Annotated in this window: 14 protein-coding genes and 1 pseudogene; 11 read left to right on the plus strand and 4 right to left on the minus strand. The window is 38.4% G+C overall.

The window, feature by feature from the left end; translation table 11 throughout:
* Both DFR79_RS00950 and DFR79_RS00955 read left to right on the plus strand, forming a co-directional pair.
* Positions 1-196: pseudogene (locus DFR79_RS00950) on the plus strand (dihydroxy-acid dehydratase); the annotation flags it as partial.
* A gap of 68 nt (positions 197-264) precedes the next feature.
* The gene (locus tag DFR79_RS00955) at positions 265-1,374 is read left to right on the plus strand and encodes an iron-containing alcohol dehydrogenase family protein (RefSeq protein ID WP_133513624.1); all 1,110 of its coding nucleotides are present in this window, start codon (positions 265-267) and stop codon (positions 1,372-1,374) included.
* A 142-nt stretch (positions 1,375-1,516) separates the two neighbouring features.
* On the opposite strand, the gene DFR79_RS00960 is transcribed toward DFR79_RS00955, so the two are convergent.
* From DFR79_RS00960 to DFR79_RS00970, 3 genes are all read right to left on the minus strand, one after another.
* The gene (locus tag DFR79_RS00960; protein ID WP_166637927.1) at positions 1,517-1,765 is read right to left on the minus strand and encodes a ribbon-helix-helix domain-containing protein; all 249 of its coding nucleotides are present in this window, start codon (positions 1,763-1,765) and stop codon (positions 1,517-1,519) included.
* A 138-nt stretch (positions 1,766-1,903) separates the two neighbouring features.
* Positions 1,904-2,689 carry a CheR family methyltransferase gene (locus DFR79_RS00965; protein ID WP_133513626.1) on the minus strand — a complete coding sequence of 262 codons (786 nt, stop codon included), beginning with the start codon at positions 2,687-2,689 and terminating at the stop codon, positions 1,904-1,906.
* A gap of 5 nt (positions 2,690-2,694) precedes the next feature.
* Complete coding sequence (locus DFR79_RS00970; RefSeq protein WP_133513627.1) at positions 2,695-3,705, minus strand: protein-glutamate methylesterase/protein-glutamine glutaminase; 1,011 nt, start codon at positions 3,703-3,705, stop codon at positions 2,695-2,697.
* A gap of 238 nt (positions 3,706-3,943) precedes the next feature.
* Between DFR79_RS00970 and DFR79_RS00975 the strand changes: the two genes are divergently transcribed.
* The 7 genes from DFR79_RS00975 to DFR79_RS01005 all read left to right on the plus strand — a co-directional run bounded on the left by DFR79_RS00975 (position 3,944) and on the right by DFR79_RS01005 (position 11,424).
* Complete coding sequence (locus tag DFR79_RS00975; protein WP_133513628.1) at positions 3,944-4,357, plus strand: TIGR03826 family flagellar region protein; 414 nt, start codon at positions 3,944-3,946, stop codon at positions 4,355-4,357.
* A gap of 298 nt (positions 4,358-4,655) precedes the next feature.
* On the plus strand, positions 4,656-5,918 hold the full coding sequence (locus DFR79_RS00980) for an ABC transporter substrate-binding protein (protein WP_133513629.1): 1,263 nt from the start codon (positions 4,656-4,658) through the stop codon (positions 5,916-5,918).
* Between the two features lie 109 nt (positions 5,919-6,027).
* A complete protein-coding gene (locus DFR79_RS00985) occupies positions 6,028-6,948 on the plus strand; it encodes a carbohydrate ABC transporter permease (protein WP_208107469.1) in 921 nt (306 codons plus the stop codon).
* A 3-nt stretch (positions 6,949-6,951) separates the two neighbouring features.
* Positions 6,952-7,776, plus strand: a complete 825-nt coding sequence (locus DFR79_RS00990) for a carbohydrate ABC transporter permease (protein ID WP_133513631.1) — start codon at positions 6,952-6,954, stop codon at positions 7,774-7,776.
* Positions 7,777-7,984: 208 nt separating this feature from the next.
* On the plus strand, positions 7,985-8,977 hold the full coding sequence (locus tag DFR79_RS00995) for a Gfo/Idh/MocA family protein (protein WP_133513632.1): 993 nt from the start codon (positions 7,985-7,987) through the stop codon (positions 8,975-8,977).
* A gap of 172 nt (positions 8,978-9,149) precedes the next feature.
* Positions 9,150-10,712, plus strand: a complete 1,563-nt coding sequence (locus DFR79_RS01000) for a UDP-glucose--hexose-1-phosphate uridylyltransferase (RefSeq protein WP_133513633.1) — start codon at positions 9,150-9,152, stop codon at positions 10,710-10,712.
* A 25-nt stretch (positions 10,713-10,737) separates the two neighbouring features.
* Entirely contained in the window at positions 10,738-11,424 is a 687-nt protein-coding gene (locus tag DFR79_RS01005) for a GntR family transcriptional regulator (RefSeq protein WP_133513634.1), read from the plus strand.
* A 152-nt stretch (positions 11,425-11,576) separates the two neighbouring features.
* Here the strand turns inward: DFR79_RS01005 and DFR79_RS01010 are convergent, their stop codons facing one another.
* Positions 11,577-13,913 (minus strand): bifunctional diguanylate cyclase/phosphodiesterase, encoded by a 2,337-nt coding sequence (locus DFR79_RS01010; RefSeq protein ID WP_133513635.1) that lies wholly within the window; start codon positions 13,911-13,913, stop codon positions 11,577-11,579.
* 257 nt (positions 13,914-14,170) lie between these two features.
* Between DFR79_RS01010 and DFR79_RS01015 the strand changes: the two genes are divergently transcribed.
* Both DFR79_RS01015 and gltB read left to right on the plus strand, forming a co-directional pair.
* Entirely contained in the window at positions 14,171-14,881 is a 711-nt protein-coding gene (locus tag DFR79_RS01015) for a flagellar filament capping protein FliD (RefSeq protein WP_133513636.1), read from the plus strand.
* Between the two features lie 293 nt (positions 14,882-15,174).
* Entirely contained in the window at positions 15,175-19,815 is a 4,641-nt protein-coding gene (gene gltB / locus DFR79_RS01020) for a glutamate synthase large subunit (RefSeq protein WP_133513637.1), read from the plus strand.
* The last annotated feature ends 12 nt before the right edge of the window (positions 19,816-19,827 follow it).

The raw sequence follows: 19,827 nt of genomic DNA on the forward strand, positions 1-19,827 counted from the left end.
TGATATTCCAGCTCGCAAACTGAATATTATCGGTATCAATGGAGTAGAAAAATCTGCAGCTGAAATAGATAAAATTCTGGCTGCAAGAAAAGAAAAATGGGTTAAACCAGAACCTAAATTTAACAGTGGGACTTTAGGACTTTATGTGCGCCATGCTGTCCCGGCTGCTAAGGGCGCTTATATCGGTATGGATTAGTTGTTCAAATTTTTAATGAAGACAGCAGTAATATTTTTGCTATATAATTTTGATATGAGGTGAAAAAAATGGATAAAAAAGTATATTTAGATCCTCAGACAGCTTATCTGCAGGTAGCTCCGGCGCAGTATATCAATGAAAAAGATATTTTAAAAAAGGCCGGTGCCTATGTGAGTGAATGGGGAGAAAGAGTTTTGATCAGCGGTGGTGTGCGAGCACTTAAAGCGGCAGAAAAAGATTTGACTGAGTCTTTAGATGAATACGGAATTTACTGGGAGAAAAATGTTTTTAAAGGTGAAGTCTGTCAGTCAAATATTGACCTTATAAAGGAAAAAGCAGTGGCCATGAAAGCTGATTTAATAATCGGTGTTGGCGGGGGAAAGGCAATTGATACAGCCAAGGCAGCTGCAGAAGATATGCGGCTTCCAGTTGCCGCAGTTCCTACAATTGCTGCTACCTGTGCCGCCGGCTCAGCTTTTGCTGTGGTATATACAGAAGCTGGCCAGTTTGAGAGAGATTATTTTATGACTCAAAACCCACGGCTGGTAATGGTGGATCCCCAGATTATTGCAGAAGCACCTGCTAAATATTTAAAGTCCGGTATTTTAGACTCTCTTGCCAAATGGTATGAGGGTCAGGCAGTTGCCAGTGGAATTGATGATCCCAGTTTAGAAACTGTAGTGGCTATGAATTTAGCTGAAATTTTATATGATAAGATGCGAGCAGAAGCGATTACAGCAGTTGAACAGTGTGAAAACAATGAGCTGGGCCAGGAACTCATGGAAGTTATCGACTTAAATATCTATCTGACAACAATTATTCAGAGTCTGGGTCAAAATACTTCCCGGGGAGCAGCAGCTCACGGAATCCATAATGGAATGACCGCAATTGAAGAATCACATGAGCTGTTACACGGTTTAAAAGTTGGCTATGGAATTATTGTTCAGCTCTATCTGGAAGAAAAACCGCAGGACTATATAAATGATGTGATTGACTTTTTCAATCAGCTTGGATTAGTACCTTCATTTAAGGGACTGGGACTTACTTTTAATGAAGAAAATCTCAAAAAAACGGCAGCTAAATCTGTTAATGATACAGTAATGCTCAAAATGCCAATGAAAGTAACAGAGGAAATGATAATTGAGGCTATGCAGAAAGTAGAAGCAGAGGTCAATTAGTCTAAATTTAAAAGTTAATAAAATTTCTCCCTCCGAGGAATTAATATTAAAGCCAGCCCGCTAACTTTGGGGACTGGCTTTGCTTTTTCAGGGTATTATAAATCCAGCTGCTGCAAAATGGTTATCTAAACTTAAAGCATATTTAAGCTGTAGTATATAAATATTGATCATGGTTTTTTGCAATATTATTATCCTCAAACTCTTGATCTATCAAGCCGATAAGTTCATAAGCAGTATCTTTTTCTAAAGGCAGCTTTTCTTTTAGTATTTTATTGACTCCCTCTCGCACCAGAGAGGCTTTGGAAACCCCAAGCTTTTCAGAAATGATTCCCAGTTTCTCATTTGCATCTTGATCAATATAAAATTGCAGGCGTTCTTTTTTTTCACTCATGCTTAACCACCTCAGATAATTTTTATAATATACATATACATCTATTTCAATATAATTATACATCTATCTGTAGATAGTGACAAGTTAAAAAGAAAAATCGCCCCTGAGGGCGATTAAAAGTTGAGCCGGAATATTAAACTAGCCCTGATATTTATAAAACGACTGGAAAATTTTATCCAGTCCATATTTTTCAGGTGAAAAAATATATTCGGTATTACCGAGAAAAAAGTAGCCACCTGGATTTAAAACAGAGGTGAATTTATTAATCAGCTGATCTTTCATATCTTTGGTTAAATAGATAAAGAAGTTGCGGCTTAAAATGAGATCCCAGTCGGCTTTGAAACGAGCATTAATTAAATCTTTCTGCTCAAATGTTACCATCCTCTTAATTTCGGAGTTCAGGGCATAAGTTTTGCCGTCAGAACTTTCTTTAAAGTATTTATTTAAGATTTTATCCGAAACATTTTTTAAAGAATTTTCCTTATATTCTGCCTGGCGGGCGGTATCTAAAATTGTATGATCCAGGTCTGTAGCATAGATTTCGAATTTGCCGGGGCTGATTCCCATTTCTTTTAAAATAATTGCCATAGTATAGGGTTCTGAACCGTTGGAACAGGGTGCACTCCAGATTTTAACCTTTTTCTTTTCCGCAAAGAGTTTTGGAAAAACATCTGACTGTAAAAACTCAAAATTCTCCGGATTACGGAAAAATTCCGAAGTGTTGATAGTAAAATGGTTTAGATAAGCATCTTTAAATTCGGTGTCATGTTTAATTAAATCAATACATTTGTCAAAATCATCCACCTGATACCTGCGCATTAAACTTTTAGTTCTTCTCTCTACTCGGTCTAACTTATAGCCGTCTAAATCAATATTTAAAATTTCCTTTGCTCGATCTTTAAATTCTGTAAAAGTAATTCCCATTAAATTTATCCCTCCACAATTTCTGTAATTCTTTTGCCGATTTCATCTATTCTTTTAATTTCATGATAGGCTCCAGCCTTTACTGCTGAAGAAGGCATACCATAAACCAGTGCTGTCTCTTTAGATTCTATTATACCATATCCACCTTTATTTACAATGGCAGACATTCCCTCGGCTCCATCATGGCCCATTCCGGTTAAAATAACTCCCAGAAGTCTGTCGCCATCAAAATGCTCGGCAAGACTCTGCATCATGTAATCAACACAGGGGCGGACACCGTGCAGCCTGTCTTTTTTATTTAACTTAACCTTACCCTGGCTGTCAATTTCTAAATGAAAATCACCAGGAGCAAGAAGACCATGACCCGATCTTAAGCGGTCACCTTCCTCAGCCTCTTTAATCTTTAAACCAGAAATGTTGTTTAATCTTTCTGCCAGAGTTTCTGTAAAACCGGCCGGCATGTGCTGGACAATTACAAAGGCTGCTGGAGAATTTTCACCAATAGCTTCGAATAATGTATTTAAGGCCCGGGGGCCGCCAGATGATGCACCAACCGCTACAATTGGAAAAGAGCTGCTGTTTTTAATTACTCTTTTTTTAACCTTTTTAGCTTTAAAAGTGTCATTAGAATCTGCAGCTGCTTTCAACTTGAGCAGCAGTTCCTCTTTAATTGAATCAATATTTAAAGAAATAGAGCCGGAAGGTTTAGGAATGAAATCAAAGGCTCCCAGCTCCAGGGCTTTAATTACAGTTTCCCGGTTATCCAGAGCACTGACCATAATCACAGGTATTTTTGGGTATTTATCTTTAACAATTTCCAATGTTTCAAGGCCATTTAATTTTGGCATTTCTACATCTAACATTAAAAGATCAACATCTATTTTTTTAAGTTTGCGGAGGGCGTCCTGACCGTTATATGCAGTTGCTGCAACTTCGAGGTCTGGATCCTTTTCGATAGTATCTGAGTAGATTTTTCTCATAAAAGCAGAATCATCACAGATTAAAACTTTAAGCATTTTTTAACCTCCTAAATTTTCTTCATCACTAATTTATATATTCTTTGTTTGCTCGCAAAAACCTCTTTCAATATTCGATTATCTAGATAAAGATTATATGATTTCAGGCTGAATTTGTCAAAAAATGTCTTGAAAACTCTGGAGCCTTAAATAACTCTGTGTTATAATGTAATTGTGGAAACAATATAGTCTGTATTTTATTATTTTAAATAAAGTAACTATCAGGGAGTTGAGTATAATGGAGTTAATAAATTGTAAGGAATGCGGCAGATTATTTTCTTCGGCAGGACAGAAGGTCTGTCCTGATTGTCGAGAAAGCGAGGAAGAAAAATTTGAGTTAGTTAAAGAGTATCTGTGGGAGCATCCTAATTCCACAGTCAAAAAAGTATCGGAGGATACCGGTGTAGAAGAAGATCTAATTATTAAGTTTATGCGGGAGGAAAGACTGGCTGCTGAGGGGCTGCTGATAGACTTCACTTTAAAATGTAAACGCTGCGGCTGTGAAATTAAATCCGGATTATTCTGTGACAGCTGCCGTTCCAAAATGATTAATGATTTTAGTCAGGGAGATGAACCGGCTGAAAAAGAAAAAGAAAGACAAAAAGATAGTAAAGGGATGTTTTTAAAGAATCGTTTTAAAAATAATAATTAACTAAATGATAGGGCCGGGACCAGAAGCTGGATCTCTGTTATTTTATTAATTATTTTAAATTGAGTCAGTCTGAAATTATTGACTGACTTTATTTAAGCAATAAATTTTCAAAATAATCTTTTAATTTGCTCTAATTATGATATAATAAAAATTGGAACGGAGATGCATCTTTAGAAATTGATTTAGTAAAGCTTTAAAAATCTGAATATTTGTTCATCGGAGGTGGTAATTAGATTAGGAGCTTCTATTCTGTTTAGACATTTCTTAAGTCTGAATAAAAAAATAAGGAGGACAAAAAATGTTGTTAAAAAAGAGTGCATTACTGAGTGTTATATTGATGGTTACTTTGATGTTTGTCTTCAGTTTTTCAGCGCTGGCTCAGAATGAAAATGAAGTTGAAATCTTCAGCTGGTGGACCGGTGGAGGAGAAGAAGAAGGGCTAAATGCTTTAATTGATGTTTTTAACGAAAATTATCCCAACATAGAAGTTATTAATGCTACTGTTGCTGGTGGAGCAGGAGCTAATGCAAAAGCTGTCTTAAAAACCAGAATGGTTGGCGGTAATCCTCCGGACTCATTTCAGGTTCACGGTGGGGCAGAATTAATTAACACCTATGTTGAAACCGGTATGATGGAGCCAATTACTGGCCTGCTGGAAGAATGGGGAGTAAAAGATAAATTCAATCAGCAGATACTGGAACTGTCCAGTTATGAGGGAGAAATTTATTCAATTCCGCTCAACGTCCATCGTGGTAATGTAATGTTTTCTAATAAGCAGGTACTCGCAGAGCACAATATTGAACCTCCAACAGATATGGAAAGTTTTCTCACAGTATTAGAAGAATTATCCCAGACTGATGTTGTTCCACTTGCTCTGGGAGACACCAATAAATGGACTGCAACTCATATTTTCGAAACTATTCTGGTAGCTAAACTTGGTGCTGAAGGTTATAATGGACTCTGGAATGGAGAAACTGCTGCTGATGATCCCAGAATTAGGGAAGCGTTTGTTTATTTTGATAAGCTAATGCAGTATGTTAATGAAGATCACTCTGCTCTTACCTGGCAGGACGCTACTCAGATGGTGCGTGATGGAGAAGCCGCCTTTAACATTATGGGTGACTGGGCTGAAGGTTATTTAAAAACATTAGGCTGGACACCCGGCAAACAGTTTGGCTGGCTTACAGTTCCCGGCACTAAAGGTACCTTTATGGTAATTACAGATACCTTTGGTCTTCCTAAAGGTGCACCACATCCAGAAAATGCTAAAAAATGGTTAAAAACCGTTGCCTCTCTGGAAGGTCAGGATACCTTTAATCCGATTAAAGGTTCAATCCCGGCTCGCCTGGATGCAGATAAAAGCAAATATGATGTCTATCTAACAGATTCTATGAATGATTTTGCTAAAAATACACTGACACCTTCTATTGCTCATGGTTCTGCAGCTCCAGAAGGATTTATCACTGCTCTAAATGACAATATCAATGGTTTAGTTACTACCGGTGATATTGAGGGTTCTTTTGAGGAGTTCCAGAAAGATATGGCAGAATATGTGCGGTAAGATAATTTAAAACCTGGTTAAGAAAATATATTAATCAACCAGAAATTGTTAAAATACCTCCCCTCCTTAAGTAATTGAGGAGGGGAAGATTTTTATGGAGGGATTTTATATGAAAAGAAAACATAAAGAATCACTTACTTCCCTTGCTATTTTATCTCCATCGATTATTACACTGGCTATCTTTGTTTATGGTTTTATAGGGCGCAGTGTTCAGATTTCACTTCTGGATTGGGATACTTTTACTAAATTTATCATGGGAGCAAAAGATTATGTGGGTTTAGAAAATTATATTGGACTTTTTCAGGAAGAAAGATTTCAGACTGATCTCTGGAATACGCTTTATTTTACCCTCTTTTTTATTCTGGGCTGTCTGGCAATCGGGATTTTATTATCTCTCATTTTAAATAATAAACCTAAAGGCAGTTATTTTCTTCAAAACCTTTATCTTTTTCCGATGGCCATTTCTTTTGTTGTGACTGGTACTGTCTGGCGCTGGATTTTTTCTCCGGGCCGTCTTCCTAATGATCCCAGAGGAATTAACCTCTTATTTGAGCGGCTGGGTCTGGGAAGTCTGCAGTGGGGCTGGTTTACCAGCACCTTCAGCTTTCTTAATTTTAATGTAGCCCTGATAGCCGTAATTATTGCTGCTGTCTGGCAGTTTTCCGGGTATACAATGGCTATGTGGCTGGCCGGACTGCGGGGAATTGACCAGCAGTTGATCGAAGCAGCCAGAATTGATGGTGCCAGCAAATGGCAAATTTTTACTCAAATATTATTTCCAATTCAAAAACCGATTACTCTTTCGGCAATCATTGTGCTGGCTCATGTTTCCCTTAAAGCCTTTGCTTTAATTTATTCGATGACAGGTAGTGGACCCAATAATGTAACAGATATACCTGCAGTTTATATGTTTGAGGCAACTTTTAGATCCAATCGTTATTCAACTGGTTCTGCTATTGCGATTGTACTATTAGCTATGGTAGGATTGCTCATAATCCCATACCTGGTTAATAGCTTTAAGGAGGAATAGCCCATGAATAGAAAAACACCAAAAGAAAAGCTAATGACTTATCTTATTTTATTTGTATTTGCTGTATTTTTTATAGTACCAATGTATGTGCTTTTATCTACCAGTTTAAAAACTTTCGCCAATGTTTCGATCCAGACTATGTGGCAGCTGCCCTCTGAGTATTCTTTTGCTGGTTTTGTAGAGGCTTTTAAAGAGCTGGCACCCAATGTTTTTAACAGTTTTTATCTGGTGATTCCGGCTACTCTTATTTCTGCAATGCTGGGATCTTTAAACGGCTATGTTTTATCTCACTGGAAATTTAAAGGATCAGATACCCTGTTTGCACTAATTTTATTTGGAATGTTTATCCCCTATCAGAGTGTTTTATTCCCCCTGGTGCAGTTTATGCAGACTATCGGGCTTTATGGTTCTATACCCGGGCTGATTCTGGTTCATGTGGTTTATGGATTACCGATTACTACTTTAATGTTTAGAAATTATTATAAAGATGTGCCCAAGGCGCTGACTGAGGCAGCCAAGGTGGATGGAGCTAATATTTTCAGTATTTATCGCTATATCTTTTTTCCTATTTCCATTCCCTCTTTTGTAGTTGTCTTTATCTGGCAGTTTACAAATATCTGGAACGAATTTCTCTTTGCTGTAACTCTGACTAAAACTCAAAGTCAGCCGATTACAGTGGCCTTAGTCAATCTGGCCGGAAGTCAGGTTGTCCAGTGGAATGTACAGATGGCCGGTGCTCTGCTAACTGCTCTACCGCCACTTATAGTCTATATTCTCTTTGGTAAATACTTTATTAAGGGAATGCTGGCTGGTTCAGTTAAGGGTTAAATTTAAAATAAAATTAGCCAACTTAATTAAACAATCATTTAAATAAACTTCAAACTTCGATGATTTCAGTATCTAAAAAAAATATTAAATTTAGATATACTCAGTCTTAATTCAGGCTGAGTTTTATCTTCTTATTTCAAAAGACTTATTTAAAAAAGGAATTATCTTATCTTTCAAGAAATAATTATAGAGAAGGAGTGAGATGATAATGAAAAAACTTAAATGGGGAATTTTAGGGTGTGCCAATATTGCCCGCAAAGCAGTTATACCTGGTATTTTGGGAGCTGATAATTCAGAATTATATGCGGTTGCCAGTCGAACTAAAGAAAAAGCAGCAGATTTTGCTGAAGAATTTGATGCTGATAAATATTATGATGACTATCAAAGTCTGCTTGACGACGAAGAAGTGGAGGCAGTTTATATTCCTTTACCCAATGGTCTGCACAAAGAGTGGACAATCAAGGCGGCAGAAGCAGGCAAACATATTTTATGTGAAAAACCTCTCTCCGGCAAAAGCAAAAAAGAAGCAGAGGCGATGTCTGCAGCAGCTCAGGAGAATAAGGTTAAGCTGATGGAAGCATTTATGTATAGATTTCAACCTTTTGTGATCAAGCTTAAAGAAATGCTCGAAAAAGGGGTCATCGGTGAGATTAAAGAAATCAAAAGTAATTTTGCCTTTGATATTAGTGATCGCCCTGATGATATCCGCTTTAATGCTGAACTGGATGGTGGAGCTTTAAACGACATCGGCTGTTATACAGTAAATATTGCCCGTTATTTAATGGGGGAACTGCCCACAAAAGTTGCTAATTTCTTTGAAAAAGAAAATGAAGCTGGAGTTGATTTAAGCGGCAGTGCAGCTCTCTATTTTGAAGGTGGAACATTTGCCAGTCTTTATTACAGTCTAACTTCCTATAATGAACAGGATTTAGAGGTTATAGGGACTGAAGGAATTATTCGAGTTCCAGGTTTTTTCTCCTGGCTGGAAGATAATTATTTTCTGCTTGATAAAAATGGAGAAGTGGAAAGAATTCCGGTGAAAACAGGTCCCCAGTATCTGCTGGAAGTTGAAGCTTTTGCTGAGGCAGTGCTCAATGATACGGAAGTACCTCTTAAAGTAGATCAGGAGACTTACGCCAATCTCAGAGTGATGGATGCGATGCGTAAATCGGCTGCCGAAGAGACTGTTGTTAAGCTATAAATCGGGTTTTTCGATAAAATTTTTACTGATAACTGGATTTTTTGCCTGAAATCAAATACAATAATAAGCAATAAGATTTTATAAATCAGTTTAAGATACCGTAATTTTAGTAAATTGTTTTTTGAAAAGTAATTTAATTTTTCACAGTTAGTATTTGACAGGAGGTTGAATTGTGGAAATAGAAAAAATTAATCAGATTATAGAAAAATTATTAGTATATGGTGAGACTAAGGCTCTCCTGGGCGACTGGGATAAGGTTGCTGCCCGGAATCAGATTAGAGATATTCTGGATATCAAAGCCAGCCCTGCCCGGAAACTAACAGCAGATGATTTTGAAGTACCGTCTGAGCCCCAGGCTTTACTGGATCAGCTTTTAGATTTTGCTGTAGAAAAGGGATTAATCAATGACCGGGTAACAGAAAGAGATCTCCTGGATACTGAGATTATGGGAGCAATGACACCCCGCCAGTCTGAGATTGGTAGTCGTTTTTACAGAACTGCTGATATAGAGGGGATAAAAAGGGCTACTGATGAATACTATAATTTTGCCAAGGCAAGTAATTATATCCGTCAGACCAGAGTTGCCAGGGATTTAAACTGGAAGGCCGAAAGTGATTACGGTCAGATTGAGATTACTATCAATCTTTCTAAACCGGAAAAGGATCCAGATGAGATTGCTAAAGCTAAAGAAGAGCCGCAGAGTAATTATCCTAAATGTTATCTCTGTCTGGAGAATGTTGGATTTACAGGGACTTTAAGCCATCCAGCCCGTCAAAATCACAGAGTTGTACCTTTAAAACTGCAGAATGAAGACTGGTTTTTACAGTATTCTCCTTATGTTTATTACAATGAACACTGTATAGTTTTTCATAAAGAACATATTCCGATGCAGATTGATAAAAATACTTTTGCAGTGCTGCTGGACTTTATTGATCAGATTCCACATTATTTTATCGGTTCCAATGCTGATTTGCCGCTGGTCGGTGGTTCGATTTTAAATCATGATCACTATCAGGGTGGGCGCCATATTTTTCCGATGGAAGAGGCTGAAGCAGAAGCATTTTATCAGCATCCAGCTTTTCCGGAGGTTGAAATTAGCAGAGTTAAGTGGCCGATGTCAGTTATTAGATTAAGGGCTGAAGTCAGAGAAGATATTATCAATCTGGCTGCTAAAATCCTGGAGAACTGGCGTCAGTATTCTGATCCAGACCTTGATATCTTAGCATTTTCTCAGGTTGATGGTAAACAGAAAGCCCATAATACCATTACCCCTATTGCCCGCAAAAAAAATGATGTTTATGAGCTGGACTTAGTACTGCGCAACAATCGCAAGAGCCAGGAATATCCGGCCGGAATTTTTCATCCTCATGCAGATTTGCATCATATTAAGCAGGAAAATATTGGTCTGATTGAGGTTATGGGTAGAGCAATTCTTCCCGGCCGTCTGAAAAAGGAATTAAACCTGATTTCCAGTTATCTGGGTGGAGTCCTCAAGCTGGAAGAACTGGAGCAGAAAGAAGGATTGAAAAAACACCTTGATTGGGTAGCTGAACTGAAAAATGAATACGGTATTAATTTAAGTGAGGAAGAAGCCGAAAGAATTGTAGAAGTTGAGGTTGCCGCCAAATTCAGCCGGGTTCTGGAAGATGCGGGAGTCTATAAGAATAATTCAATAGGATATAAGGGCTTTGAGCGTTTTTTAGAAAGTGTGGGAATCGAGACCTCAGAGCTATAATAATTTGAGAAGGAAGTGATAGAGGATGAGTAAATTTAATTTAAATGCGATTGATTCTTATAGTTATGAACCACTACGCAAGCAGGTTTACAATGTTTTGCGGGAGGCGATTTTAAAAGGTGAGCTGATGATTGGAGAAAAAATCACTGAGATGGAGATAGCAGATGAGCTCAGTGTTAGCAGAACTCCGGTTCGGGAAGCATTTAGAATGCTGGAACAGGAGGAGCTGATTAACATAATTCCCCAGCAGGGAGTTTTTGTGGCTGGGATAGAAACAAAAAAAGAAATTGATGATATTTTTCAGTTAAGAACTGAACTGGAAGGGCTGGCTGCCTATCTGGCTGCTCAAAATATTGACGAAAAGCAGAAGGGGCTGCTCAAAGAATATACAGAAGAACTGGAAGAGTGTATTGAGCATAATGATCAGCGGGGCTGTATCCGGGTTGATGTTGCCTTTCACCGGATAATCAAGGAAGCCTCCAATAATAAGTGGCTGGAGAAGTTTTTGGATACTCTTTTCGAACAGGCTACCCGTTTTCGCCGCAGCAGTTTTTCGCGTGAGGGCCGAATGCAGGAATTTCTGGCTGAACACAAGGAACTGGCTGAGGCAATCAGCAGTGGAGAGGCCGACCGGGCCCGAAACTGTGCCGAAGATCATATCAGAGCCGCCTGGCAGAGTATAATTACTGTTTTCGAAAAAGAACAGAAGTAAGGTTATAAATGTTATAAAAGAGAATTAAAAATATCAGGATCTATAAAACAAAATTCAATTAAATAGAGTAAATTAAAACCGCTTCCCAATTTAAAATTTAAAAGGAAGCGGTTTTTTATGTTTTTATTTAACTATTTACTCATCAATTATTTTCAGCTGCTTTTTAATTCCGAAATAATTTTCTCAAGTGGGGCCGGATGGCTGTAGTAATAACCCTGAATAATATCACAGCCTGATTTTTTGAGCTGTTCAGCCTGTTCCCTGCTTTCTACACCTTCGGCAACAACACTTAGGTTCAGATTATGGGCCAGGGTAATAATTGTGTTGACGATAGCCCGATTGTTGAGATTGTCCAGAAAGTCATCAATAAATGATTTGTCAATTTTTAAAGTATTGATTGCAAACTCTTTAATATAATTTAAAGAAGAATAACCGGTTCCAAAATCATCGATAGCTGTTTTAACTCCCATTTGATTTAGTCGGTCCAGAACCTCGATTGTATAATCAATGTTTTCCACAGTTGTTCTTTCGGTAATTTCTAATTCCAGATGCTGAGGTTCGAGACCAGTTTTGTTAAGCACATTTTCTACAGTTGTGATAAAATCTTTAGCTATAAACTGCTCCGGGCTGACATTAACCGAAAGATAATAATTGCTTTCAAGTCTGTCATTTAGCAGCTTAATCTCCCGACAGGCTTTTTCTAAAACCCAGTTACCAATTTCCTTGATAAAACCATTTTCTTCTGCCAGCGGGATAAAAACTCCGGGGGGAATTAAGCCTTTAGTTGGATGCTGCCACCTGATCAGAGCTTCAAACCCCACTTCTTTTTCACTTTCACCGGCATTAAAGCATTGATAGTGCAGAATAAATTCTTCCTTTTCGAGAGCAGCAGCCAGATTATTCTCGAGTTTCTTTTTTTCAGAAATACTCTTATCAACATTGATTGAATAAAAAGCCATTTTGTCTGAACTGTTTCTTTTGACCGAATGCATGGCCAGACTGGCATTTTTAAGCAGTTTATCTATTTTTTTGCTGTCAGCTGGATAGATCGAAATCCCCAGACTCGATTTGAGATAAATGATATTTTCATTTATAAAATAATCACTATTTATATGGGCCAAAATATCTTCTAGCCGTTCTTCTATATTTTGTTTATCTTTTAGATCATTTTCTGTTAAATAAAAGTAGAATTCATCTCCTACCCGGCTGATTAAATGAGCTGACTGCAGCTGATCTGATAGTCTACTGGCTAATTTTTTTAAAATTTGATCACCTGTGTTGTGGCCAAAACTATCATTAATAGATTTAAAATCATCAATACCAACAGCACATAAATATAATTTTTTGTTTTGGAGTTCAGCTAAATAGCTTTCTAATTCATTTTTAAAATAATTAATATTGGGCAGGCCGGTCAGCGCGTCATTATAGCTTAAGTCTTTAATTACATCCATCATCTGATTAAAACTTTCTGCCGCCTCGCCAATTTCATCATCACTATTTATCTCTGAGCGAACATTTAAATTCCCAGAAGCTCCTTTTTGAAAGGTGTTTTTAAGCTGAATTATTGGCCTGGCAATATTATGTGAAAGAAAAATACTTAAAATTATCGCTATAATAATAGTGATCATAGAGATCAGAATAATAATTTTATTGACCTGGTCCACTGACTGCTGCAGGTAGCTCTGAGGCAGAACACTGACTATCTTCCAGTTTTCAGTCCCCGGTATTGTCTGATAAAAGGCGTGCTTCTGGATCCTGTTTTCTTTAAAAGTTAAATTTCCCTGCTCATTATTTTTTATATTTTCAATAAAATTATATTGATAATCAAAGAAACTGCTGAAATTATAAAAATGATGGTTATTTAAGTCCTTCTGATCTGGATGAGCGACAATATTTCCTTCTCCATTAATAATAAAGGAATAGAGCCCCTCATTTTTAATTGTATATCTATTAATATAATCTGATAAATCATTTATTCTAATTGTTGCTCCCAGTAAAGAGAGACTATTTCCTGTGATTGGAGAAGCAATGACAATTATTGGTTTACCTGTAGATTTAGAAATTATCGGATCTGAAATTACTGTTTTGCCGTTTAAGACTTTTTTAAAATAAGTTCTGCTGCTTATATTACCTGCATTTTGCTCAAGGGTAGTGCTGTAATCTCCATTGTGATCGGCTATAAAAAAGAAAAAGTAATTATCATTTCTTTTATGTAATTCAGTCTGCAGATAATTTAATTTTTCCTGCCAGCTCCCAAATTGTACTACCTGAGTATTGGCATAAATCTCTAAGTCAGATTTCTTTTCTTCAAACCAGTTGGCGGTCAGTTCTGACTTCTGAGCCACATTATTTATTTCATTTTGAAAGATAATATCTTCCAGAATCCAGTTAAAACTGTTGGTAATTGCAACAATGACAGTCAGTGTAAAAACTACGATGATTGTAAGGATTAAAGCGAGAATCTTATTGCGGAAACTAATACTTTTCATATTTTATAGATGCACCTGCTTTGATTGAATTATATTTTAGTTTATAGATTGGAATAATTATATAGTATAATTTAAACCTTCTTTAATTATATTTCGCTATAAATGTCGAAAATCCTGTTTTGTTTAGTTAATTTTAATATTATCTCTGAATGTGCAGCATTTAATTAAAAGTTGATAAGTGTAAAACATAGTGTAAAATCAAAACTTGCTAAAAAGTCAGAAAGTTTGTATAATAAGAGTAAGTCAGGAGGGATATTATGATCAATGGCTTAAATTCAACCTCTTTTTACAATACATTAAATAATTATTCCCTTTATAATACTACTGATGAAAATCTATTTACCAATCCTTACACTAATCTTCAAAGTGAAATTAGCAATCCTGTGGAAACAGGAGATCTATTTTCTGAAGACCAATCATTATTTAATATTACAGATTTTGAAGCTGCTTCTGTTCTGGAAATGCAGGAATCACTGGAAAGTTTCGAAACTTCTATTACTAATTTAGAAGCAGATATTACGGGTTTACGGAATGCAGTCGGTGGTGGTTCTGGCGAAGAGATTGTTGAGAATACTGAAAACTTTATAGTATCATATAATAAGACTCTTGAAAATTTGAGAGAAAATGGTAACTACAACAGTCTTGAAGCTGCTGAAGATCTGGTAGATAAGGCAGAAGTGTACGAAAATCAATTGAACAGTATCGGAATTGAGGTTGGTAGTTCTGGTGAATTATCTTTAAATCAGGAAGAACTTGCGGAGACTCTGGCAAATAAACCTACAGATATTAATTCAGTTTTAAATTCAGAAACAGGATTTTTAGATCAGGTAGCGGAAGAGGTTAATGATCTGGAAAGTGAAGCTCCAGCTTCCTATCTTAATTTTGGATCCGGGCTGGGACTCTATACAGCAAATGACACTGCAGAAAATATGCTGGAAAACGGTTTGATTGTTGATCTTTATACTTAAAATAGACAATTGTTAATAAATGCTAAGCAAAGCAAGTAATTATTTAAGCACTGTCCTTCCGGGATGGTGCTTTTTTTGTTTTGTTTGAAAATAATCCCTGTATACAAGGATAGAAATCATTTAATCTATTTACACTCTGCAGCTTTGGCTCTATACTAAATAGTACACCTTTTAAAACATTGGTACCGGGTACCTGGGAAAATTTTCCATAAAATATGAAAATAAATTTAGAAAATTTATCCAGGTACCCGGTACCCTTTTAAACTAATCCAAGAGAGAAGGAATGATTTACTATGACTTTTACAAAAATGCCTGAGAAACAGGGATTGTACAGTCCGGAATTTGAACATGATGCCTGTGGTATGGGATTTGTGAGCCAGATTAAAGGTCAGAAGTCACATCAGATAGTTGAGCAGGCTTTAGAAGTACTTGTCAATTTAAGCCACAGAGGAGCAAGTGGTAGTGAAGAGAATACTGGTGATGGAGCCGGGATACTTCTTCAGCTTCCTGATGGTTTTTTGAGGCAGAAGCTGCAAGCAAACGGTGTAACTCTCCCGGAACAGGGAAATTATGGAGCAGGAATGGTCTTTCTGCCCCGGGAGCACGAGAAGAGAAAAGGAGTTAAGGAAATTGTAGAAGCTGCTGTAGAGGCTGAAGGTCAGCAGGTTATAGCCTGGCGGGATGTTCCCGTTAGTTCAGAAGGTCTTGGCAGGTCAGCTTTAGAGGTCATGCCCCATTTTTCGCAAATTTTTATTGAAAAGTCTAAAGAAGTAGAGCAGGGAATAGATTTTGAACGCAAATTGTATTTGATCCGCAAAAAAATTGAAAATAAGATTCGTAATTCTGAATATCAGGGAGAGCTGTATTTTGCTTCCCTTTCCAGCCGTACTTTAGTCTATAAGGGAATGCTGACTCCGGAACAGCTGGAAGGATTTTTTCCGGATTTAAGTGAGCCGGAGCTGGAGACAGCAATTGCTCTTGTTCATTCTCGTTTCAGTACCAATACTTTTCCCAGCTGGGAAAGAGCCCATCCAAACCGCTATTTGATTCACAATGGTGAGATCAATACTATGCTCGGCAATCAGAACTGGATGCGGGCCCGGGAAGGGATTTTTGAGAGTGATATTTTTGGAGATGAATTAAAGGAGCTGCTGCCTGTTATTGCCCGGGAAGGCAGTGACTCGGCTCGGTTTGACAATGTGCTGGAATTTTTAACTTTAAATGGTCGTTCACTGGCCCATTCGATGATGATGATGATTCCAGAACCCTGGGAGCACAACGAGCAGATGGAAAAAAAGAAGCGGGACTTTTATCATTACCACAGTACTCTAATGGAAGCCTGGGATGGCCCGGCTGCTATGGCCTTTACAGATGGGACTCAGGTGGGGGCAGTGCTGGATCGTAATGGTCTGCGGCCTTCGAGATATTATATTACAGATGATGATTTACTGATCCTATCTTCTGAGGTTGGAGTTCTGGAACTGCCGGAAGAAAAAGTTGTCAGCAAACAGCGGCTGGAACCAGGTAAGATGCTGCTTTTAGATACAGAAAAAGGCAGGATCATCAATGATCAGGAGTTGAAGGCAGATATTGCCTCAGCTGAGCCTTACGGTCAGTGGCTTGAGGAAGAGCTGATAGAGTTAAAAGAATTAAAAGAAAAGGATGGAGAAAAAGGTTCCAGCGGTAATTTGGAGCCAGAAAATAAGAGTTCAGACAAGGCGACAGATTCAAAATCTACTGAGCTGGTTAAGCTGCAGAAGAGTTTTGGCTACAGTTATGAGGAATTACAGAAGCTTGTAATCCCGATGGCCAGAGATGGAGTTGATCCAATTGGTTCAATGGGTAATGATGCTTCACTGGCAGTGTTATCTGATCAGCCACAGCTTTTATATAACTATTTTAAGCAGCGCTTTGCCCAGGTAACCAATCCGCCAATTGATTCAATTAGAGAAAAGCTGATTACAGCAACTAATACATTTTTAGGTTCAGAAGGTAATTTGCTGCAGCCTGATTCCAGAAGCTGCCGCCAGCTGGAGTTAGAACACCCCCTTTTAAGAAATCAAGAACTGGAGCAAATTAAAAATTTAGATCAAGAAGGATTTAAAACAGCAGTTCTGGATATTACCTTTAATAAAGAAGATAAAAACAGCAGTCTGGCTGCCAGAATGGAAGAATTATGTTCTGAGGCAGAAGAATTAATAGCTGAGGATATAAATATCATCATCCTTTCTGACCGAGAAGTTGATAAGCAAAAAGTTGCCGTACCTGCACTTCTCGCAGTCAGCGGCCTGCACCATTATTTAATTGAAAAAGGTTTGAGAACAGAGCTCAGCCTGGTCTTAGAATCAGGTGAACCAAAAGAAGTTCATCATTTTTCAGTTTTAATTGGTTATGGAGCCGATGCAGTCAATCCTTATCTGGCCTATGCAACTTTAGAAGACCTGGCAGAAGAGGGGCATCTAGAAATGCCAGCAGAAAAGGCTGTTCAGAGATATATTAAGGCAGCTGTTAAGGGTGTAGTCAAAGTTATGGCCAAGATGGGAATCTCTACAGTTCAGAGCTATAGAGGTGCTCAAATTTTTGAAGCAATTGGAATTTCGGAAGCAGTTATTGATAAATATTTCTGCCGGACAGCTTCGAGAATCGGTGGAATTGGAATAGAAGAAATTGAAAAAGAAAGTATAATGCGTCATGACAGTGCTTTTAAAGGGGTTAAAGTAGAAAAAGAAACCCTTGACTCCGGCGGCAGTTTCAGCTGGCGTCAGGATGGAGAAGAACATCTTTATGATCCGGAGACAATTTATCTGCTGCAGCGGGCAGTAAGAGAAAATGATTATGATTTATTTAAAGAATATAGAAATAAGCTGAATGATCAGAGTTCCCGGATGCTGACTCTGCGGGGGCTTCTGGAGCCGCAATATCAGCCGGAACCTATTCCTTTAGAGGAAGTTGAACCAGCTGAGGAGATAATGAAACGCTTTAAAACCGGAGCCATGTCCTATGGTTCTATCAGCCAGGAAGCACACGAGGCACTGGCAGTTGCCATGAACAGAATCGGAGGCAAGAGCAACACCGGAGAGGGTGGAGAAAATCCGGAACGCTTTACCCGGGATCCAAATGGAGATCTGCGCAGCAGTGCAATTAAACAGGTTGCATCAGGCCGTTTTGGAGTTAATTCCAATTATCTGGTTAATGCTCAAGAAATTCAAATTAAGATGGCCCAGGGAGCTAAACCGGGTGAAGGTGGACAGCTGCCCGGGAAAAAAGTATATCCCTGGATTGCAGAAACCAGAGGTACAACTCCGGGAGTTGGTCTGATTTCACCTCCACCACACCACGACATTTATTCGATTGAAGATCTGGCCCAGCTGATTCATGATCTAAAAAATGCAAACCGGGAAGCCCGGATCAATGTTAAGCTGGTTTCTGAGGTTGGAGTTGGGACTGTAGCTGCCGGAGTAGCCAAAGGTAAAGCAGATGTGATTTTGATCAGCGGTTATGATGGTGGTACCGGTGCTTCTCCCCGGACCAGTATTCAGCACGCAGGACTTCCCTGGGAACTTGGGCTTTCCGAGACTCACCAGACACTTGTCCTGAATGATCTGCGGGATCGGGTTACACTGGAGACTGATGGTAAAATTATGACCGGAAAAGATTTAGCAGTGGCAGCAATGCTGGGAGCAGAAGAATATGGTTTTGCAACAACTCCCTTAGTTGCTTTAGGCTGTATCATGATGAGAGTCTGCAGTAAGAATACCTGTCCGGTGGGAGTTGCCACCCAGGATCCGGAACTGCGGAAAAAATTCACTGGTAAACCGGAACATGTGGTTAACTTTATGCGCTTTATGGCTGAAGATTTCCGACGGGAACTGGCAGCTTTAGGATTCCGCTCGGTTAATGAACTGGTAGGTAGAGTTGATAAATTGAGACAGGATAAGCGAGATGAACACTGGAAAGCAAAAGGTCTTGACTATTCTTCTATTCTATATCAGCCGGAAAAAGCAAAAGAAAAAGCAGTTTACTGTCAGCAGAAACAGGACCACGGCCTGGACAAAAGTCTGGATCTGAGAGAACTGCTTCAGCTGACAAAAGAAGCAGTAGAACATGGAGTTCAGCTGGAAAAAGACTTAAAGATTAAAAATACAGATCGAGTTGTGGGAACAATTCTGGGCAGTGAGATAACTAAACGCCATGGTGCTGAAGGGCTGCCGGAAGATACAATTCAGCTTAACTTTACTGGTTCTGCCGGACAGAGTTTTGCTGCCTATCTGCCTCAGGGAGTTACTTTTAGACTTACAGGAGACAGCAATGATTATCTGGGTAAAGGACTTTCTGGAGCCAAGGTGATTGTTGAGAAATCAGAGGAGTCGAAGTTTGAGGCTGAAGATAATATTATTATCGGAAATGTTGCCTTTTTTGGAGCAACTGACGGTGAAGCCTATATAGAAGGTAAAGCAGGAGAGCGTTTCTGTGTTCGCAATAGTGGTGTCAGTGCTGTTGTCGAAGGCCTGGGAGACCACGGATGTGAATACATGACCGGTGGTAGAGTTGTAGTTCTGGGTCAGGTTGGGCGCAATTTTGCTGCCGGAATGACCGGTGGAACTGCCTATGTATTTGATCTGGAAGCTGATTTTAGAGAAAAAGTTAATGGAGATATGGTTGAACTTGAGTATTTAACAGAAACTGAAGATGAAATAATGGTTAAAGAAATGATTGAGGAACATTTAAAATATACTGGAAGTGATCGAGCAGCTGAGATTTTAAATAACTGGGAAAAATATAAATCGAAGTTCATCCGGGTAATGCCCTGTGATTATAAGCGGATGATTACTGCTATTGATAATTTTAAAGCTCAGGGATTAAGCAGAGATGATGCCCTGATGAAAGCATTTGAAGAAAATGCTCACGACAAAGCTCGAGTCAGCGGCAATTAGGACAGAGGAGGA

The organism is Halanaerobium saccharolyticum (genome assembly GCF_004362045.1).
In the GTDB taxonomy this organism is placed as follows: domain Bacteria; phylum Bacillota; class Halanaerobiia; order Halanaerobiales; family Halanaerobiaceae; genus Halanaerobium; species Halanaerobium saccharolyticum_C.